The organism is Micromonospora sp. NPDC007220, assembly GCF_040634035.1.
GTDB lineage: Bacteria > Actinomycetota > Actinomycetes > Mycobacteriales > Micromonosporaceae > Micromonospora > Micromonospora reichwaldensis.
On record NZ_JBEYEU010000001.1, the window covers coordinates 271,820 to 289,337 of the forward strand.

14 protein-coding genes are annotated in these 17,518 nt (G+C 74.2%); 6 read left to right on the forward strand and 8 right to left on the reverse strand.

The window, feature by feature from the left end:
* Positions 1 to 59: 59 nt before the first annotated feature.
* Positions 60 to 2,171, reverse strand: coding sequence for a PhoX family phosphatase (locus tag ABZ573_RS01335; protein WP_358114534.1), 2,112 nt, complete (start codon positions 2,169 to 2,171; stop codon positions 60 to 62).
* Positions 2,172 to 2,421: 250 nt separating this feature from the next.
* Here ABZ573_RS01335 and ABZ573_RS01340 point away from each other — a divergent pair, with 250 nt between their 5' ends.
* A complete protein-coding gene (locus tag ABZ573_RS01340; protein WP_255474788.1) occupies positions 2,422 to 2,916 on the forward strand; it encodes a sigma-70 family RNA polymerase sigma factor in 495 nt (164 codons plus the stop codon).
* Positions 2,913 to 3,605 carry a zf-HC2 domain-containing protein gene (locus tag ABZ573_RS01345; protein WP_358114537.1) on the forward strand — a complete coding sequence of 231 codons (693 nt, stop codon included), beginning with the start codon at positions 2,913 to 2,915 and terminating at the stop codon, positions 3,603 to 3,605. The genes ABZ573_RS01340 and ABZ573_RS01345 overlap by 4 nt, the downstream gene beginning before the upstream one ends.
* A gap of 10 nt (positions 3,606 to 3,615) precedes the next feature.
* Here the strand turns inward: ABZ573_RS01345 and rarD are convergent, their stop codons facing one another.
* From rarD to eccE, 4 genes are all read right to left on the reverse strand, one after another.
* Complete coding sequence (gene rarD, locus ABZ573_RS01350; protein WP_327030278.1) at positions 3,616 to 4,545, reverse strand: EamA family transporter RarD; 930 nt, start codon at positions 4,543 to 4,545, stop codon at positions 3,616 to 3,618.
* Complete coding sequence (locus ABZ573_RS01355; RefSeq protein WP_327030279.1) at positions 4,542 to 5,042, reverse strand: GNAT family N-acetyltransferase; 501 nt, start codon at positions 5,040 to 5,042, stop codon at positions 4,542 to 4,544. The genes rarD and ABZ573_RS01355 overlap by 4 nt, the downstream gene beginning before the upstream one ends.
* 67 nt (positions 5,043 to 5,109) lie before the next feature.
* Complete coding sequence (locus ABZ573_RS01360) at positions 5,110 to 5,496, reverse strand: phage holin family protein (protein WP_358114541.1); 387 nt, start codon at positions 5,494 to 5,496, stop codon at positions 5,110 to 5,112.
* A gap of 54 nt (positions 5,497 to 5,550) precedes the next feature.
* Positions 5,551 to 7,317 (reverse strand): type VII secretion protein EccE, encoded by a 1,767-nt coding sequence (gene eccE / locus ABZ573_RS01365; RefSeq protein ID WP_358116064.1) that lies wholly within the window; start codon positions 7,315 to 7,317, stop codon positions 5,551 to 5,553.
* Between the two features lie 438 nt (positions 7,318 to 7,755).
* Between eccE and ABZ573_RS01370 the strand changes: the two genes are divergently transcribed.
* Both ABZ573_RS01370 and ABZ573_RS01375 read left to right on the forward strand, forming a co-directional pair.
* Positions 7,756 to 8,076 carry a WXG100 family type VII secretion target gene (locus ABZ573_RS01370; protein WP_132232452.1) on the forward strand — a complete coding sequence of 107 codons (321 nt, stop codon included), beginning with the start codon at positions 7,756 to 7,758 and terminating at the stop codon, positions 8,074 to 8,076.
* A gap of 26 nt (positions 8,077 to 8,102) precedes the next feature.
* Positions 8,103 to 8,393 (forward strand): WXG100 family type VII secretion target, encoded by a 291-nt coding sequence (locus ABZ573_RS01375; RefSeq protein ID WP_132232078.1) that lies wholly within the window; start codon positions 8,103 to 8,105, stop codon positions 8,391 to 8,393.
* Positions 8,394 to 8,542: 149 nt separating this feature from the next.
* Here ABZ573_RS01375 and mycP read toward each other — a convergent pair whose 3' ends face one another.
* Positions 8,543 to 9,820, reverse strand: a complete 1,278-nt coding sequence (gene mycP / locus ABZ573_RS01380; RefSeq protein WP_358114545.1) for a type VII secretion-associated serine protease mycosin — start codon at positions 9,818 to 9,820, stop codon at positions 8,543 to 8,545.
* A gap of 152 nt (positions 9,821 to 9,972) precedes the next feature.
* On the opposite strand from mycP, the gene ABZ573_RS01385 reads away from it, so the two are divergent.
* Complete coding sequence (locus tag ABZ573_RS01385; protein ID WP_358114548.1) at positions 9,973 to 13,227, forward strand: SseB family protein; 3,255 nt, start codon at positions 9,973 to 9,975, stop codon at positions 13,225 to 13,227.
* A complete protein-coding gene (locus ABZ573_RS01390; RefSeq protein WP_101413782.1) occupies positions 13,224 to 13,589 on the forward strand; it encodes a hypothetical protein in 366 nt (121 codons plus the stop codon). The genes ABZ573_RS01385 and ABZ573_RS01390 overlap by 4 nt, the downstream gene beginning before the upstream one ends.
* Position 13,590: 1 nt before the next feature.
* On the opposite strand, the gene ABZ573_RS01395 is transcribed toward ABZ573_RS01390, so the two are convergent.
* Positions 13,591 to 14,523, reverse strand: a complete 933-nt coding sequence (locus ABZ573_RS01395) for an alpha/beta hydrolase (protein ID WP_358114551.1) — start codon at positions 14,521 to 14,523, stop codon at positions 13,591 to 13,593.
* Positions 14,524 to 14,730: 207 nt separating this feature from the next.
* Positions 14,731 to 17,127: an immune inhibitor A domain-containing protein gene (locus ABZ573_RS01400; protein ID WP_151454934.1), complete on the reverse strand. Its 2,397-nt coding sequence runs from the start codon at positions 17,125 to 17,127 to the stop codon at positions 14,731 to 14,733.
* Between the last annotated feature and the right edge of the window lie 391 nt (positions 17,128 to 17,518).

A 17,518-nucleotide genomic window follows, 5' to 3' on the forward strand; every position in this document is an offset into this window, starting at 1 on the left:
TCTCCCCGGCTGGGAGAGGGCCACGGTGGCGGTCCGGCGGCGGACCGCCCGACGGGTGGTCAGCTGCCGATCGGCCCGCCGTCCAGGCGCCAGGCGACCACCACGCCCGGCTTGGCGTAGTCGCCGTCCGGCCAGTTCGAGGCCGGCTTCTCGACCGAGGCGCCGCTGAGTTCGCCCGGGTGCTGCACCGCCACGAAGACCGAGCGGTTGTCCCCGGTGATGAACGGGCCGCAGGCCTCCGCGCCCACCGGGACGGTGAGGAACTGCTTCAGGTGGCCCCGCTCCGGCCCCTCGACGGCCGTGGCGAAGAGGCCGTCGTTGCTGCCCAGCGCGTTGCCGTCCGTGGAGATCCAGAGGTTCCCGGTGGCGTCGAACGCCACGTTGTCCGGGCAGGAGATCGGGGAGACCTTCGTCTTGTCGTACCCGGCGAAGAAGGTCGACGGGTCCGCCGGGTCACCGGCGACGATCGGCAGCGACCAGGCGAAGGTCTCGCCCGCGTTGTCGCCACGGTCCTCGACCAGCTCCAGCACCTGGCCGTGCTTGTTCGAGTTGCGCGGGTTCGCCTCGTCGGCGGCCGGCTTGCCGGCCCTGCCCCGGTCGGTGTTGTTGGTCAGCGCCACGTACACCTTGCCGGTGAGCAGGCTCGGCTCGACGTCCTCCGGGCGGTCCATCTTGGTCGCGCCGACCTTGTCGCCGGCCAGCCGGGTGAAGGTGAGCACGTCGGCGGCCGTCATCCCGTCGACGTACGAGCGGTTGCCGCTGACCAGCTTGATCCACCGGCCCCGGCCGTCGAACGCCCCGTCGGAGGGGAGCTTGCCGGAACCGTCGATCTCGCCGGCGCTGCTCTGCTTCAGCTCGGCGACGTAGAGGGTGCCCGACTCCAGCAGGGTCAGGTTGTGCCGGCGGGCCACCCAGGAGTTGCCCTTCATGAACTTCTTGTCGGAGACGAACTTGTACAGGTAGTCGAACCGTTCGTCGTCGCCCATGTACGCGACCACGTGCCCGCTCCCGGCGACGATGACGTTCGCGCCCTCGTGCTTGAACCGGCCCAGCGCGGTGTGCTTGCGCGGGCGGCTCTCCGGGTCGTACGGGTCGATCTCGACGATCCAGCCGTGCCGGTTTGCCTCGTTCGGGTGCTTCGCCAGGTCGAACCGCTCGTCGGCGCGCTCCCACTTGCGGCTGCCGCTCGGGTAGCGGGTCGTGGTGGTGATGCCGTACCGGGCCAGCTTCGGCTTGGCCTCCTCGGCCACCGCGTCGCCGCCGACGAAGTACTGGTTGAAGTTCTCCTCGCCGGAGAGCACCGTGCCCCACGGGGTCACCCCGCCGGCGCAGTTGTTCAGCGTGCCGACGACCGTACGGCCCTTCGGGTCGGCGGCCGTCCGCAGGTGGACCGAGCCGGCGGCCGGCCCGGTCAGCTCGAACTTCGTGGCCAGCGCCGTGACCCGCCGGTTGTACGGCCGCCGGCCCTTGGTGACCGGCCGCCACTGCCCGGTGCCGTCGACCCGCTCCAGCTCCACCACCGACATGCCGTGCGCCGCCATCGCGATCCGCAGCTGCTCGACGCTCAGCGCGTCCTGGTTGCTGAAGCCGGGGAACATGAGGTCCTCGTTTGTGTACTCGTGGTTGACCACGAGCAGCGCGCGGCGGCGCCCGTCCAGCGGCAGCACCCCGACGAAGTCGTTGTTGTAGCCGAACTGCCGGGCCTGGGCGGCGGCGCTCTGGGCGCGCACGTCGAACTCGGCAGCGCCCGGCACCACCGGGTCGCCCCAGCGCAGGACGACCGCGTGGTCGTACCCGTTGGGCACGACGAGGCTGTCGAGGGTGTTCGGCGGGACGGGCTTGAAGGTCAGCGCGCCGCTGCCGACGCCGCCGGCGGGGCGGTCGAAGCCGGCGGCACCGGGGACCACGGGGGTGGCGGGGGCCGCCGCGGCGGGGGCGGCGCCGGCCACCGCGCCGCCGAAGCCCAGGACCAGCGCGCCGACCGCGCCGGCCCGGACCACGCCGCGCCGGGACACCTCCGCGTTCACCACGTCCCCGAAGTACGCGTTGTCGGACGTGTTGGGCACCGGGTGGTCGCACGCGTTGCCGCACCGGTAGAGACAGGTCATGGCGTCGCGGCTGCCGTGGCGGGTGGCGCCCAGCAACGGGAGCAGCCGGGGACGGTCGCTCATGGAAGGAGCCTCCTGATGGGGGTCGGTGCACGCCGGACCAGCCGCTGGCGTGCGTACCCGCCGGACGCTAGGAGGGCGCGGTGAGCGACCGTCGGCGGCGGCATGAACCGGGCGTGAACACCTCGGCCGGGGGTGCCACGGTGACCTGCGGCTGAACCGTTCGGGGCGGCGGCACGTATTCCCGTGCGAACGCCACCGCCGGACTCGCGCCGACAGCGAGGAGACCGCCATCAGCGACCACGACGCCCAACTGCTCCGCGCGCTGCACGACGAGCACGCGGAGGCGCTGTACGCGCACGCCCTGCGGCTGGTCAACGGCGACCGGCAGCGGGCCGAGGACCTGGTGCAGGAGACGCTGCTGCGGGCCTGGCGGCACCCGGAGGCGCTCGACCCGACGCGCGGCTCGATCCGGTCCTGGCTCTTCACCACCGCCCGCAACCTGGCCATCGACGCCTGGCGGCGCCGCTCCGCCCGGGTCGGCGAGGTCTACACCGACGAGCTGCCCGAGCCTCCCGAGGCCGTGGACGAGGCGGAACGCGCGGTGGAGGCGTGGACCGTCGCCGAGGCGCTGAACCGGCTCAGCCCCACCCACCGGGAGGTGCTGGTCGAGTGCTTCTACCAGGGGCGGTCGGTGGCGGAGGCGGCCTCCCGGCTGGGCGTGCCGCCCGGCACGGTCAAGTCCCGGACCCACTACGCCCTGCGCTCACTACGGTTGGTCCTGGCCGAGATGGGGGTGACGGAATGACCCGGTGCGAGTTCGCGCACGACGACGGCGCGTACGTGCTGGGTGCGCTGGCTCCCGCCGACCGGATGGCCTACGAGCGGCACCTCGCCGGCTGCGCCGCCTGCCGGGAGGCGGTCGCCGAGATCGCCGTCCTGCCCGGGCTGCTCGGCCGGCTCGACCCGGCCGGGCTGGAGCAGTTCCTGCCGCCGCCGGAGAACCCCCGGGTGCCCGAACTGCTCGCCGCCGCGCGGGAGCGCCGCCGCCGCGATCGGTCGGCCACCCGCCGCCGGTACGCCCTCACCACGCTCGCGGCCGCCGTGGCGGCCCTGGTCGTCGGCGTCGGCACCGCCGCCCTGCTGCCCCGGGAGGCGGCCGGCCCGACGCCGGTCGAGGTGCGGATGGTCGCCATGCAGCCGGTCGCCGGCGCGGTGCCGGTGCACGCCGAGATCGCCCTCAACGGCACCGACTGGGGCACCGAGGTGCGGATGCGCTGCGGGTACGACGCGAAGGCCGGCTACGCCAAGGCGTACACCTTCCGGCTGGTGGCGCACGGCCCGGACGGCGCGACGGAGCAGATCGGTTCCTGGCTCGCCGCTCCCGGCGACGACCTGCGGATCACCGGCGCGACCCGGTTCACCGACGCGGAGCTGGTCCGGCTGGAGCTGCTGCGCGCAGACGGCACCCCCGTCCTCGTCTACGACGTCCGCTGACCCGCGCCGGTCAGTGGGGCGCGGCGACGGCCTCGGCCCGGCGGGCGGCGAGGGTGGCGGCGCGGGTACGGCGGGAGTTGCGGACGGCGTCGACGGTGAAGACGATCAGCGCGGCCCAGACCAGGGCGAAGCCGGCGATCCGGGCCGGCGGCATCGGCTCGTGGAAGATCAGCACCCCGCAGCCGAGCTGGAGGATCGGGGCGAGGTACTGGATCATGCCGAGACCGGTCAGCGGCAGCCGGTTCGCCGCCCCGGCGAAGAGCAGCAGCGGGATCGCGGTCGCCGCCCCCGCCGACACCAGCAGCAGGGTGTGCCCGACCGACACCTCCCCGAAGGTGCCCTCGCCGCGGGCGGCGAGCCAACCCACGTACCCCAGCGCGGGCAGCGCCAGCACCGCCGACTCGACGAAGAGCCCCTCGGCGGCGGGCAGCCCGAGCTGCTTCTTGGCCAGGCCGTATCCGGCGAAGCTGAACGCCAGCACCAGCGCCAGGTACGGCAGCCGGCCGTAGTCGACGGTCAGCACGGCCACGGCCAGCCCGCCGATGCCGAGCGCCACCCACTGCGTGGGCCGCATCCGCTCGCGCAGCACGGTGACGCCCAGCAGCACCACCACCAGCGGGTTGATGAAGTAGCCGAGGGCGGTCTCCACCACCCGCTCGGAGGTCACGCCGTAGATGTAGGTGCCCCAGTTCACCGCGATCAGCGCGGCGGCGACGCCGATGCCGGCCAGTGCCCGGGGCCGGCGCAGCAGTGCCCGCAGGAAACCGACGTTGCGCATCGCCGCCAGCAGCAGGGCGACGAACACCACCGACCAGACGATGCGGTGGGCCAGGATCTCCAGTGGCCCCGCCGGGCGCATCAGCCGCAGGTAGAGCGGGAAGAACCCCCAGAGCAGGTACGCGACGAAGCCGTAGAGGTAGCCGAGGCGGAGTGGCGTCACGTTTCCACCGTAAGGGCCGGGAGGTCACCCGGTTCCTTTCCGGTGACCGGACTCACCGGCTGGTTCCGCTGGTCGAGCTGCATCCAGCGGTGCGGATCGGTCATCGGGGCGAACCCGACCTTGGCGTACACCGCGTGGGCGTCGGCGGTGGCCAGCAGGATCCGGCGTACGCCCAACTCGGCGAGGTGGTCGCGGATCGCCCCGGCCAGCCAGGTGCCCAGTCCCCGGCCGCGCTCGCCGGGGTCGACGTAGACGTCGCATAGCCAGGCGAAGGTGGTGTGGTCGGTGACCACCCGGGCGACCGCGACCTGGCGGCCGTCACCCGGGCGGTAGACGCCGAACGGCACCGACCCGGCGAACGCCCGCGCCACCGTCTCCCGGTCCCGCCCGAGCGCCCAATAGGCGTCGGTGCAGAGCCAGTGGTGCACCAGGCCCAGGTCGATCCGGGCCGGGTCGGTGCTGAGCAGGTAGCCGTCGTCGCGCGTCAGGGTGAACATGCCCGCGACGCTAACCCGGCCACCCGGCCCGATCAGCGGCCAATTCCCGCCCTCTGGTCGAGGCGGGTCAGTCCCGGTCCAGGACGGCCCCGAGGATCCACGTGACGATGCCGACGAAGAGCGCGCCGAGCACCGCCTCCGGCCAGAAGCCGTCGACGTGGAAGGGCAGCCCGGCCTGGTCGGCGATCCAGCTCGTGAGCAGGAACAGCAGCCCGTTGACCACCAGCGCGATCAACCCGAGGGTCAGCAGGTAGAAGCCGCAGCCGACGGTCTTGATGATCGGCTGGAGCACCGCGTTGACCACGCCGAAGATCACCGCGACGAGGACCAGCGTGACGACCGTCTCGCCGACGGACGCCGACTCCAGCGTGATGCCCGGGATGAGCAGCGTGGCCAGCCAGAAGGCGAGCGCCGTGCTGCCCAGCCGGATCAGCAGCCCTTTGAGGAAACCCATGGCCGGATCGTGCCACGGACGGACAAGCTGCGGAAGCCGCGACCGTCGTCCCGCTCAGCGGCGGGACGGGCGGCCGATCAGCTGCGACTCGATCGGGGTGGGGGAGAGCAGCGCCCAGCGCAGCGCCCGCCGGTTGACCACCGCGACCATGTCGTCCCGGATCCGGGTCAGCCACTCCGCCGACCCGCCGAGGCCCAGCGCGGCGCCCGCCACGGCGGCCTCGGCCGGGTCGAGCGGTTGCAGCACGGCCAGGTCGGCGCGGCCCAACGCGTCGGCGTCGGCGGGGGTCAACTCGTCGCGCACCAGCAGCGTGGTCCGCCACGGGGACCCCTGCTCCGGCTCGGCGGGCGTGGGACCGGCGTCCACCACCACCAGCAGCGGGCACAGCGGCGACCCCGGCTCGCCCACCGGACGGCCCGGCGGCACCACCGGGATCATCGCGCCGGGGGTGCCGACGCCCCGGACGAACGGCTCCCACCCGCGCGGGCGGGCGGTCTGCACCACCACCCGGGCCCCGAGCGCCATGGCCCGCACCGCCACCAGCTGCGCCGCGCGTATCCCGCCGACCAGCATCACCCGGGTGCTCTCCGGCCGGAACAGCCGGACGGTCACCGCGCCGCCGTGCCGGTTCGTGCCGACCATCAGCCCCGCCTCGCCGAGGGTCAGCTCCAGGCCGTCGGGCGCCGGACCCGGACCCGCCGCGCCCGCCGCCGCGAGCGGCAGCGTGCCGGCCAACCCGGCGAGCTGCGCGCCGTCGAGCCGGTGCACCTCGCCGCCCACCTCGGCCACCAGCCGGCGCAGCGCCTGCGCCGCGATCGAGAGCTCCGCCGGGGTGGCGGCAGCCAGCCGTACGGCCAGCTCGGTCGGCGCCGACGCGGGATCGGTGCCGGCCCACGGCCCGACGCCGAGCGAGACGCTGGTCGCCGTCGCGGGCAGCGCGAGCAGCCGGGTCACCAGCCGCCTGCCGGCGTCGGTACGCGGGTCGGGCCAGCGGCGCAGCCGGAACGTGGTCTGGAGCAGGTCGCCCGCCCGGACCGCCTGCCAGGACTCCTGCGCGGGACGGTCGTCGTGGTGGGCCAGCTCCGCCAGCACCCGCAGCGTCGCGTGCTCGCCCAGCGGGCGGGCGGTGACGGGCCCGACCCGGCGCACGATGCGGCGCACCGTTCCGGCGAGCGCCCGCCGCAGCTCCTCTGCCGTCCAGCCCTCGGCACGCAGCACCCGCACGGCGAGCACGGCCCGTTCCCGGCCGGCGAGCCGCCCGTCGGTGAGCTGCCGGTACGAGGTGGCGACGGCACCGCCACCCGCGCCGACGGTCGGCGCCGGAGAGCCCGTCAGCAGGAGCTGGAGCCGCACCGGGGGGCCGTCCGGCGCGGCTGCCGGCAGCAGGGACGCCGGGACGGGCAGCGCGCGGGGAGCGTCGCCGAGCAGGTCGGCCGGATCGCCGACCTCCAGCACGGCCACCATCCCGGCGGCGTCGTCCAGCACGGCGGCCGGCGTGCCGGCCAGCTCGGCGGGACGCACGACCGCGCCGGGGTCGACGAGGTCCAGCAGGGCCGCCGGGCCGGCGGCCGGAGGCAGGGCGCGGCGGCGGATGGCGTAGCCCAGGCCCGTGGCCAGCCACTCGAAGAGCCACCGCCCCCGCAGCCGCACCCAGGCCAGGGGCAGCAGCAGCGCGGCCACCCCCACGGCGGCCAACGTCACCAGCACGCCCCGGCCGGCGGCCGCGACCACGGCGGCCACCGCCACCTGCGTGGCGACGACCTGACCGGCCCGGACACCGGCGCCCCTCCGCCGGCCGGCCGGGTTCCGCGACGGCGGCAGGGCGGCCGGCGGTGCCGGCGCGCCGGCCACGGTGCCGGACGGGCCAGGCGAGCCGATCGGGCCAGCCAGGCCGGACAGACCGGCCGACCCGGGCGGTGCCGGCACGAGCGGCGCGGCGGTCGGGGCGGGATCGTGGCCCGGGGCCGGCCGGTGCGGGCCCGGGCCGGTGGTCACCGTCACCGTGCCTCCTCGACCGGTCACTCGCCGCGACATCGACGCCGCCCATCGTAAGGGGAGCGTCCGGCGGGATGGGGGCCGCAGTCGTCCACAGGGGATGGCCACGGGGTAGCAGAACCGCGACGGTACCGCTACCGTCAGCGACGAGTTTCGCTGACCCCGCGCCCGCCACGCTCGATGTCCGGGCGGCGCGAGCGGCGCGCCCGGTGGGCGGGTGCGCTCACGGCCAGCCACGACCGAGGAGACGAGGTGACGTCCCGGGTGTCCCAGACCCAGGCAGAAGCAGCGGTGATGCAGCAGACCGCCGCGAAGTTCGAGCAGGTCGACCAGTCCCTGCAGTCCATGCTGAGCAGCCTGATGGCCGAGTTGGAGGTGTTGCAGCAGGCCTGGCGGGGTGCCGGCGGGCGCTCGTTCGAGCAGGTCAAGCAGCAGTGGGCACAGGACCAGGCGGCGCTTCAGCGGGCGCTGCGGGAGACCGCCGGCGCCGTCCGCACGGCCGGCCGGCACTACGACGTCTCGGACGCCGAGGCCGCCAGCCGGGTGTCCACCACCAACCGCGGCGGCATCCAGCTGCCGCTCTGACCCGGTCCCGGGGGAGGAGACATCCGATGGACGGTGTACTGGTCGTCAACTTCGCCGCCCTGCAACAGGCGAGCGCGGACATCCAGAAGGCGCTGAACGCGCTCGACTCGCAGCTCGGGCAGCTCGAACGGGACGCCGCCCCGCTCGTGGCGAGCTGGTCCGGCGAGGCCCTCCAGGCCTACGAGCAGCGGCAGCGCCGCTGGCGGTCGGCCTCGCAGGACCTCCAGGTCATGCTGCGCGACATCAAGCTCGCGGTGGACGACTCCGCCGCCGACTACCTCGACACGGAGAAGAAGAACGTCGGCCTGTTCCAGTAGGCCCCGCCCGGTGGTGGCGTCGATCGTGAGCCGGTCGACGCCACCATCGGCCGTTCCGGGCGACCGCCGACGGTGGACGACCCCGGACGCGACAGCCGTAGACCGCAGGCCGGGTCAGGCGGGGCGACGGGCGTAGACCACCGGCCGGGTCAGGCGGGGTCGGCCGGCCGCCAGCGGCGGCGGGCCCCGCGCGGCACGACGAGCGCCAGCAGCGCCGCCAGTGCCACCACCGCCCCGCTGGCCCCCGCCACCAGCAGCGCCCGGTCCCGGGCCGCCGCCCGGCGGGCCCGCTGCGCCAGCACCGCCGGTTCGGCCCGGTCGTCCGCGAGCGCGCTGACCTGGCGCGCCAGCTCCGACGTACCCCCGGTCTCGGTGACCGCCCGGTACGGGTTCAGCACCCCCGCGCCGTACCCGCCGCCCCGACCGTCGCCCGGGGCAGGATCGGCGGTCGCCACGATCCGCTGCGCCACCTGCGCCGCGGTCAGCTCCGGCCGGTACTGGCGCAGCAGCGCGGCGGTGGCCGCCACGAAGGGCGCCGCATAGCTGGTGCCCTCGGCCCGGTGGTGGCCCTCGCCCGGGGCGGCCATCAGCACGTCGCTGCCCGGCGCGACCAGGTCGACGTACGAGCCGGTCTGGGAGAACGGTGCCCGTGCCCCGTCCGCCCCGATCGCGCCCACCCCGAGCACCCCCTCGTACGCGGCCGGGTAGGGCCGGGGGTCACCGGCGTCGTGCAGGTTCCCGGCGGCGGCCACCACGACCACGTCCCGGTCGACCGCGTAGCCGATCGCGGCCCGCACCGCCGGGTCGTCCGCGTACAGGACGACGGAGAGATTGAGCACGTCGGCGTCGTGGTCGACCGCCCAGCGGACGGCACGGGCGAAGTCCCCGGCGCTGACCGTGCGCCCCGACTCCCGCCCCTCGACCACCTGCTGCTCGCTGACCCGTACCGGCAGGATCCGGGCGCCCGGGGCCAGCCCCCGGAACGCCGTGCCGTCGCGGGGGGTGGCGGCGATGATGCTCGCCACGCCGGTGCCGTGGCCGGCGCAGTCCCGGCGGCCGTCGCCACCCGGGTCGAGCAGGTCGGTGCCGTCGAGCACCCGGCCGGCCAGCTGCGGGTGCCGCCGGTCCACCCCCGAGTCGATCACCGCCACCGTCACCCCGGTGCCGGTGGCGAGCGGTGCCAGCCGCTCCGGGGCGTACCGCTGCTGGGGCCAGGGGCGCGCGGACACCGGCCGAACCGGGGCGAGGGGCGAGGCGCAGCCGGGGGCCGCACGCGCGGCGGTCGGCGCGGATGCGGACCAGCCGGCCGGCACCGGGCCGGGGGCGGGCCCGGCCGGGCGGCCGGCGATCGTGGGGGCGGCCGGGACGGCCGTCAGCAACGCCGTCGTGAGGGCGGCGAGGAGCGGGCGTGAGGGGGACCGGGACATCGACCGCCTCCGTATCGTGTCGACTCCGGAACGGGATGTTAGCGCTTGTGGCGGCCCCGGGCGCACCGCTGCCGGCCAGCGATTGTGATCTTGCTTCTACCTTGTAGGTTGTACGCGATACCTATGGCCTGTGCGCGGGAGGAGGGGTGGCCGTGACCGAGTGGGAGCCGGCCACCGACGCCGAAGCGGCGATGCGGGACGCGCTACGCGCCAACGACCAACAGCTCTACTTCCGCGTCCTGGCCCGGACCGAACTGCTGCTGCCGGTCTCCGCCGAGGCGCTCGCGGGGACGGCACCTGTGGGCTGGGGCACCTGGAGCACAGGTGGCCGTACCCACGTGCTGGCGTTCACCTCCGGTGCGGCGGTGCGCGCCTGCCTCGGCGAGCACGGCGGTGCCGTCCGGCGCATCTCGTACGCCGATCTGTCCGACAGCTGGCCCGACCACGAGTGGTGGCTGGCGGTCAATCCCGGGCTGCCCATCGAGGGTTACCTGCCGGCCTGGTTCGTCGCCCAGCTCTCCCGGGGCGACGTCCGGCTGCCCGGCCGCACCATGGGTGCGCGGGCCCGGCTGGAACGCGTGGAGACGGCCGCCCGGGCGCGGGCCCAGGCCACCGGTCAGGACACGTCGGGCGGGCCGGCGACCGGGCCGACCACCGGTGTGGCCCGGCCCGACGGCACGCTCCGGCCCGAGCCCACGGCCGCGTCGGCCACCGGCCGGATCCCCGCACCCGCCCGACCCGGCCCGGCCCACCCGCTCGTCCCGCCCACGCCCCCGGCGGACCACCTGGATGCGCGGCGCGGCGACCCGACGGCCGGCGGACCCGCCCGGTTCGACGCCGTGGCGGCCCCCGACCGGCTCCCGCCGCCGCGCCCCGCGCCGCTCACCGAGCGCCCGAGGGGCCTGCCGACGCCCGACGCCCACCCCTCGCCGTCGACAAACGGTCGCCCGGCCGGGGAGGCCCCGGAGCGGCCGAACCGGTCGTTCTTCGAGCCGGCCTCCGGTCGCGCGGCCGCCCACCGGCAGGAGGCGCTGCGCTCGGGCGAGCGGGCGGTTCCGCCGTCCCGCCTCGCACCCGGCAGCCAGCCGTTCCCCCGCCGCCGGCCGCTCGGGGAGCCGGTACCGGGGGAGGCGACCCACCCGATCCCGAGCGCCCCGGCCGGAGCGGAACCGACGCACGCCTTCACGACGCCTGCCGGCGAGCCGACCCACGCCTTCACTGGGCCGACCGCGGAAGAGACCCGCGCCTTCACGTCGCCGACCGCGGAACCGACCCACGCGTTCACGGTGCCCGCCGGTGAGCCGACCCACGCCTTCACGTCGCCGACCGCGGAACCGACCCATGCCTTCGCGGCGCCCGGCGGGGAGCCCACCCGGGCCTTCGCGATGCCCGGAGGCGAGGCCACGCAGGTGCTGCCGCCGCGCGGGCCCGGCGAGGACGCCACCCGGGACCTCCGGGCCCCCGCCTCGGATCCCGGCCCGCCATCACCGGCGTACGGCGCAGACCGACCGCAGCCGGCCGAGGACCTCACCCAGGCGCTGCCGCGCCGGCAGACCACCCCCGAGCCGGTCGGGCCGGAGCCGGTGGCGGACGCGGAACCGGTCTCCGGGCCACCCGCCCCCCGTCGCGGGTTCACGCCCATCGTCATAGAGGGCACCGTCATCGAGTCGCGGGACCTCACCGGACCGCCTGCCCCCGAGTCGGCCCCACCCGCCGAGGAGACCGTCTCGCTGTTCGAGCCGGTCCGGCGCCGCCGGGAACCGGTGACCGCCGCCACCGCCGAACCCGCACCGCCCGCGCCCGCCCACCCGTCGTCGCCCGCCGACACCGTGCGGTCCGCCGCCCCGTCGTGGTCCGGCGACGCCACCGCTTCCCTGGATCCGACCGTGTCCCTCGATCGGACGCAGCCGGTCGTGTCGTCGGGCGACGCGACGGTTTCCCTGGATCCGACGGTGTCCCTGGACCGGACGCAGCCGGTCGTGTCGTCGGGCGACGCGACCGTGTCCCTGGATCCGACCGTGTCCCTCGATCGGACGCAGCCGGTCGTGTCGTCGGCCGATGCCACGGTGTCTCTGGACCCGACGGTGTCCCTGGACCGGACGCAGCCGGTCGTGTCGTCGGGCGACGCGACCGTGTCTCTGGACCCGACCGTGTCCCTCGATCCGGGGCCGCCCGCCGACGCGGCGTGGCCCGGAGACCCGACCGTTTCCCTCGGATCCGGGCCGCCCGCCGACGCGTGGTCCGGGGATCCGACGGTGCCGACCAGCGTCGCCGCGCCCGCACCGGCGACGGACGGCGCCGCCCGACAGGGGGACGCGACCGACGAGGGCGTTCCCGACGCCGGGCCGGCGGAGGACCCCGGTCCGCCGGCCGCCGACGAGCCGGTCACCGCTCCCCTGACCGGAAGCGCGGACGTGTCGTCGGGTGCCGGTCCCGTGCCGGTCGCCTTCGAGCCGGCCAACGAGGTCGAGGAGAACCTGCTCGACGCCGCCGGCGCCGGCAGCACCGACACCTTCCTGTCCACCCTGCTGCTGGCCCGCGTGCTGCTGCCGGTGGCGGCAGACTCCGCGCCGGGCAGCCGGCCCGGCGAGCCCGGCTTCGTCTGGCGTACGGAGGAACTGGACGGCGAGAAGTTCGTGGTGGTGCACACCTCGCCGGAGCGGCTCGCCGACCACACCGACGCGACCGTCGAGACCATCGAGGTGAAGTTCGTCCAGTTGATCCGTCGCTGGCCGGACGAGTCCTGGTCGTTCGCGGTCAACCCGGGCACCCCGGTCGGGGCGAAGCTGCCCGGTGAGCAGATCGTCGGGCTGGCCAACTGGGCGGCGGAGGTGGGACTCGGCGACGACATCGAGACCGAGCCGCCCGCCGCCGAGGAACCGGTGAGCCGCCCCCGCTACGCCCCGCCCGCGCCCGACCCGGCGCGGCCGATCGTGATGCAGAAGGCGGTCGCGCCCAGCCAGCTCGCGTACTACCTGGAGCGGGGCTACGACCGGGTCTCCGGCTTCGTGCACCGGGCCGGCGAGCTGGCCCACCTCAACACCCCGGCCCAGTTGCACGACGCGCTCGGCCTGGGCTACCCGGATTCCCCCTTCGCCCGCGACGCCGGCGAGATCTACGTGCTGCGCTGGCCCGCGCACCGGCCGAGCCTCTACCGCATCCCGTACGGCGGGCAGAACGAGGCCGCCATGCGGGCCATGGAGGGCTGGGTCATCGAGCGCCCGCCGTTCCGGGGCAACGGGTTCGCGCCGGGCGAGAGCAGCGACGTGGTGGCCGAGTTCAAGGTGGACAGCGCCCGGCTGCCGCACGGCGCGCAGCTGTGGCGGATCGGCGCGGACGGCACCGAACGGGTGGTCGCCATCCTCGACACGGACGCGCTGCGGTGGCGACAGGTCGGTGAGCAGTGACGCGTGACGGCTACGTGGCCCGCTGGAAGGGCCGGGAGTACCAGGCGAGCCCGGACGGCGACGACGTCCGGCTCTACCAGCCGGAGCCGGGCGAGGGCTTCGAGGAGATCCGCCCCGGCCGCTACGTCCGGGTGCTGCCGGCCACCGAGCTCGACGACCTGGCGTACGTGCGGACCACCTGCACCTGGCAGGGGCAGCCGTTCATCGTTCTCGGCGAGCACGACGGCTGGCTGCGGGTGGAGTACACGGGCGGACGCTGGCCGGTGGCCCGGGCGATGGGGCTGGAGGTCTTCGACTTCGGCGTCTACCAGGGCTGGGCGCCCGCCGCCGAGGTCGCCGACCTGCGCGAGCAGCGGGTCTGACTCAGGACTTCGCCCAGCGCAGGACCTCGCCCAGCACCAGGTCGCCGGCCTCCATGTGCGGGAAGTGCCCGATGTCGTCCAGGAGCCGCCACTCGTAGGGCGCCACCACGTACCGGCCGGAGCCCTGGGCGGTACGCGGCAGGGAAGCCTCGTCGAGCGCGCCGTGCAGCTGGAGGGTCGGCGTGATCAGCGGCTTCTGCATCAGCCGGACGAAGCGGTAGCCGTGCAGGCGGAGCACCGAGCGGAACGCCCAGCGGTAGCCCTCCAGGGCGCAGAACGCGGCCTGCGGGATGCGCATGGCCTCCCGGCACCGCTGGGCGTACGCCTCGAAGCCCGGCCCCTCGACCCAGCGCGGCCCGCCCCAGCGGCGCAGCATCTCCTCGACGGCCGCCGCGTCGTCGCGGGTCAGCACGTGCTCGTAGCGGGGCAGCTGGAACTTCAGGGTGGGCGTGGCGGCGGCGAACTGCCCGCGCGGGTCGGCGAAGATCGCGGCCCGCAGCCGCAGCGGGTGGGGGGCGCCGAGCACCACCAGCCGGCGGACCAGTGACGGGTGGAACGAGGCCACCGTCCACGCGATCATGCCGCCGACGCCGGTGCCCACCACGGTGGCGGAGCGCTCGCCGAGGGCCCGGATCAGGCCGGCGACGTCGGCCGCGAGGGTGTAGCCGTCGTACCCCCGGGGCGGCTTGTCGCTGGCGCCGTAGCCGCGCAGGTCGACCGCGACGGCCCGGAAGCCGGCGTCGGCGATCGCCGGCAGCATCTCGTGCCAGGCCCACCAGTGCTCGGGGAAGCCGTGCAGGAAGAGCACCATCGGGCCGGTGCCGGCCTCCACGACGTGGAAGCGACTGCCGTTGGCGCCGACGAACCGGTGCGTCCACGGCCCCTCGGTGAGGACGCAGGACTCGTCGACGGGCCCGCCGCGCTGCTCGGTCATGGCAGACAGCCTAGGACCCCGGTGCCGGTCACCCCCGACGCCGACCCACGTCGTGGTCGGGATCGCTCGCGGGACTCCCCGCCCCGGCTGGCGGCGCTGGGGCCACCGTGCCGCCTGGCCGTCGGGTCGGTGGGTGGCGGAAAGGGCGATGCCCGGGCAGGTGACCTGCCCGGGCATCGCGTGGTGCTGGTGGTGCGGGATCAGCGATCAGGAGATGCGGATCTTGGTGTTGTTGCCGTCCTTCTCCAGGACCTTGATCTTGGTGCCGGTGGCCGGGAGCTTGACGCCGTGGTTCGGCAGCTCCGGGAACCAGTACTGCTGGGTGTCGTCGAACAGCGGCTGCGCCGCCTGGCCACGGATGTACTGCGGCTGGCTGTTGAGGTGCAGCGTGAACGAGTCGGCCTTCTTCAGGCTGAACGGCGCGTCGTAGACCTGGACGCGGGACCGCCAGGGCTGGCCGGTCAGGTTGTAGATCGGCCGCGGGTGCGCGTCGATGATCAGGTTGCGACCCTCACCCGGGTGCGCGAACGTGTCGTTGTCCGCCCAGCGGGTGTTCCAGTAGGAGATCAGCAGACCCTCCTGGTACGCGTAGTGGTCCACGTAGTCCGGGCGGGTGTTCGAGTAGCCGAAGAAGTACGGGCCGGTCTTCAGGTACTTGTCGTACGAGATGTACTGCCGGGTGCCCGCGATGTAGTAGTTGTCGTACGCCTTGGTGTAGCTCTTCTCGGCGGTCTCGAAGCCACCGGCGAGCGTCCAGCCCGCGGCACCGGTCTCGGCGCCGTCGGAGAGGACGGTCTGGCCGTCGGCCGTCACGGTGATCGCGTCACCGTAGAAGCCACCCTCGGAGACGCCACCGTCGGTCTGGTAGCGCAGCCGGAACTGCGCGACCTTGCCCGCCGCCACGTCCATGGGGATGTTGACGTCGACCCACTCGCCGCCGCTGCTGCCGTCCAGCGCGTAGCGACCGGCGGAGATCTCCTTCAGCGGCTGGCCGTTGGCCGTGCCGGGCAGGGTCACCCAGGACTGGCCGCCGTCCAGCGACGCCTCGAAGAACAGGTAGTCGTAGTCGGCCTCGATGTTGTAGCGGCCCTTCATCGACAGGGCCGCCGACGACTTCCCGGTGAAGTCCAGGGTCCGGGTCATCGTGCTGTTGAGGTCGTCCGCGTTGCCGGAGAAGAACTGCTTGCTGCCCTCGAAGGGCGCGCCGTGCTCGAACGTGTAGTCACGCTTCGGGAGCACCACGACGACGGCCTGCGCCTCGTCGCTGTTGTACTCCTGCGGGCCGAGGGTCATGGTCCGCTTCTGCCCCGCGACGACCACCTCGTAGTCGAGCCAGCCGAGCTGGAGCTTGTTCCACGCGCCGAGGTCGCCGCCACGGTCACCGATGCCGGCGTCGGTCTTGGCGCCGAGCCGGCTCTGGGCCATCAGGGTCCAGTGCTCGTTGTTGTTGTCCCCACCACTGGTGACGTTGTAATCGTCCGGCAGACCGAGGTCGTGCGCGTACTCGTGGTAGAAGACGCTCCGGCCGCCGTTCTCCGGCTGGATGGTGTAGTCGCCGATCCAGATGCCGGTGTTGCCGATCTGGGTGCCGCCGGCCAGGTTGCCGACCGGGCCGGTCGAGTTCTGGTCGGACGCGAAGGCGTACCAGCGGTGGCTCCAGATGGCGTCCTCGCCCTGGTGCGGGTCACCGTCGGCCTCGTCGCCACCGGAGTGGACGATCTGGAAGTGGTCGATGTAGCCGTCCGGCTCGTTGAAGTTGGCGTCGCCGTCGTGGTCGTACCGGTCCCACTGGTCCATCGCCTTGAGGTCGGCGGTGATCTGGGCGTCGGTGCGGCCGGCGGCCTTCTGGTCGGCGACCCACTGGTTGGCGGCGTCGCGGACCAGCGCCCAGGTGTTGGTGCAGACGTTCGAGGCGCACGGGTAACCGCCGGAGCGGCCGTACCGGGCCTCGTTGTACTTCACCTTCACCCAGTCGGTGACGGTGCCGTCGACGCTGTAGCGACCCGAGGACTGGGCCTCGTAGTACTGCTTCACCGACTCGTCACCGGGGTTGGTGCCGAAGTAGAGCTTGCGGTAGTAGTCGGCGTTGTAGTCCGCCTGCCACACCGTGGAGTTGTCCACCGCCCGGTTGGGCTGGGGGATCTCGTTGTGCAGCGGCCCGTCGAACCGGGTCGGACCCGCGGTGTCCGGGTCGGTGTCCTGGTCCGGGTAGCTCGGGTGCCGCTCGTTGCCGAACTCGGCGAGGATGACGAAGATCCGGTCCGTCTTCTCCCGGGAGAGCTCGACGTACTGGTCCTCGGTCTGGGTGGCGGCGTTGGCCCGGGTCGAGCGGGCGGCAGCCCCCTCGGCCTGGGTCTTGCCGACCTTGACGACCGTGCTGCCGTTGACCTTCTGCGGCTTGGCCCGGCCGGAGAGGACGTCGCTCAGGCCCTCCTGGCGCAGGGCGCGACGCTTGTCCTCCAGCGGGTTCGGCAGGTCGTGGTCGACATGGGCTGGCTCGGCGACCGACGGAGCGGCCGTCGGCAACTTCGGCTGCGGCGCGGCGGTGGCGGACGAACCGAACGCCAGTCCCGTCGCCGTCAGCGAAAGCCCGAGCAGACCCACTGCGACTTTGCGCACGTGGTACCTCCGGTTTGAGGGAACCGGCCCAACGGGGGTACGGGCCGGTGCTACCGATCCCACTAGTGGGACCAATGGTGAACATAGACACTCGTGTGACCGGTGGGAAGATGCGTGCGTCGATTTGTTGCAAAGTTTTGTTGGGAATGCTTTTCACCGTCACATCCCGGCCGTTCACCAACACGGTGAGCAGCGCGAACGGCCCCACCTGGGGACAAAGAGACGGTTTTCGATAAGCGTGATCGCGTGACGGAAAAGTGGGCGGCGACGTGCCCGTCGGCCGTCCCACGGGTGGTCCGGTGGGCCTTTACGACCGTCGGCGACGTGTACACGCGGCGGGGCCCGCCCGGCGAGCACGGATGCTCTCCGGACGGGC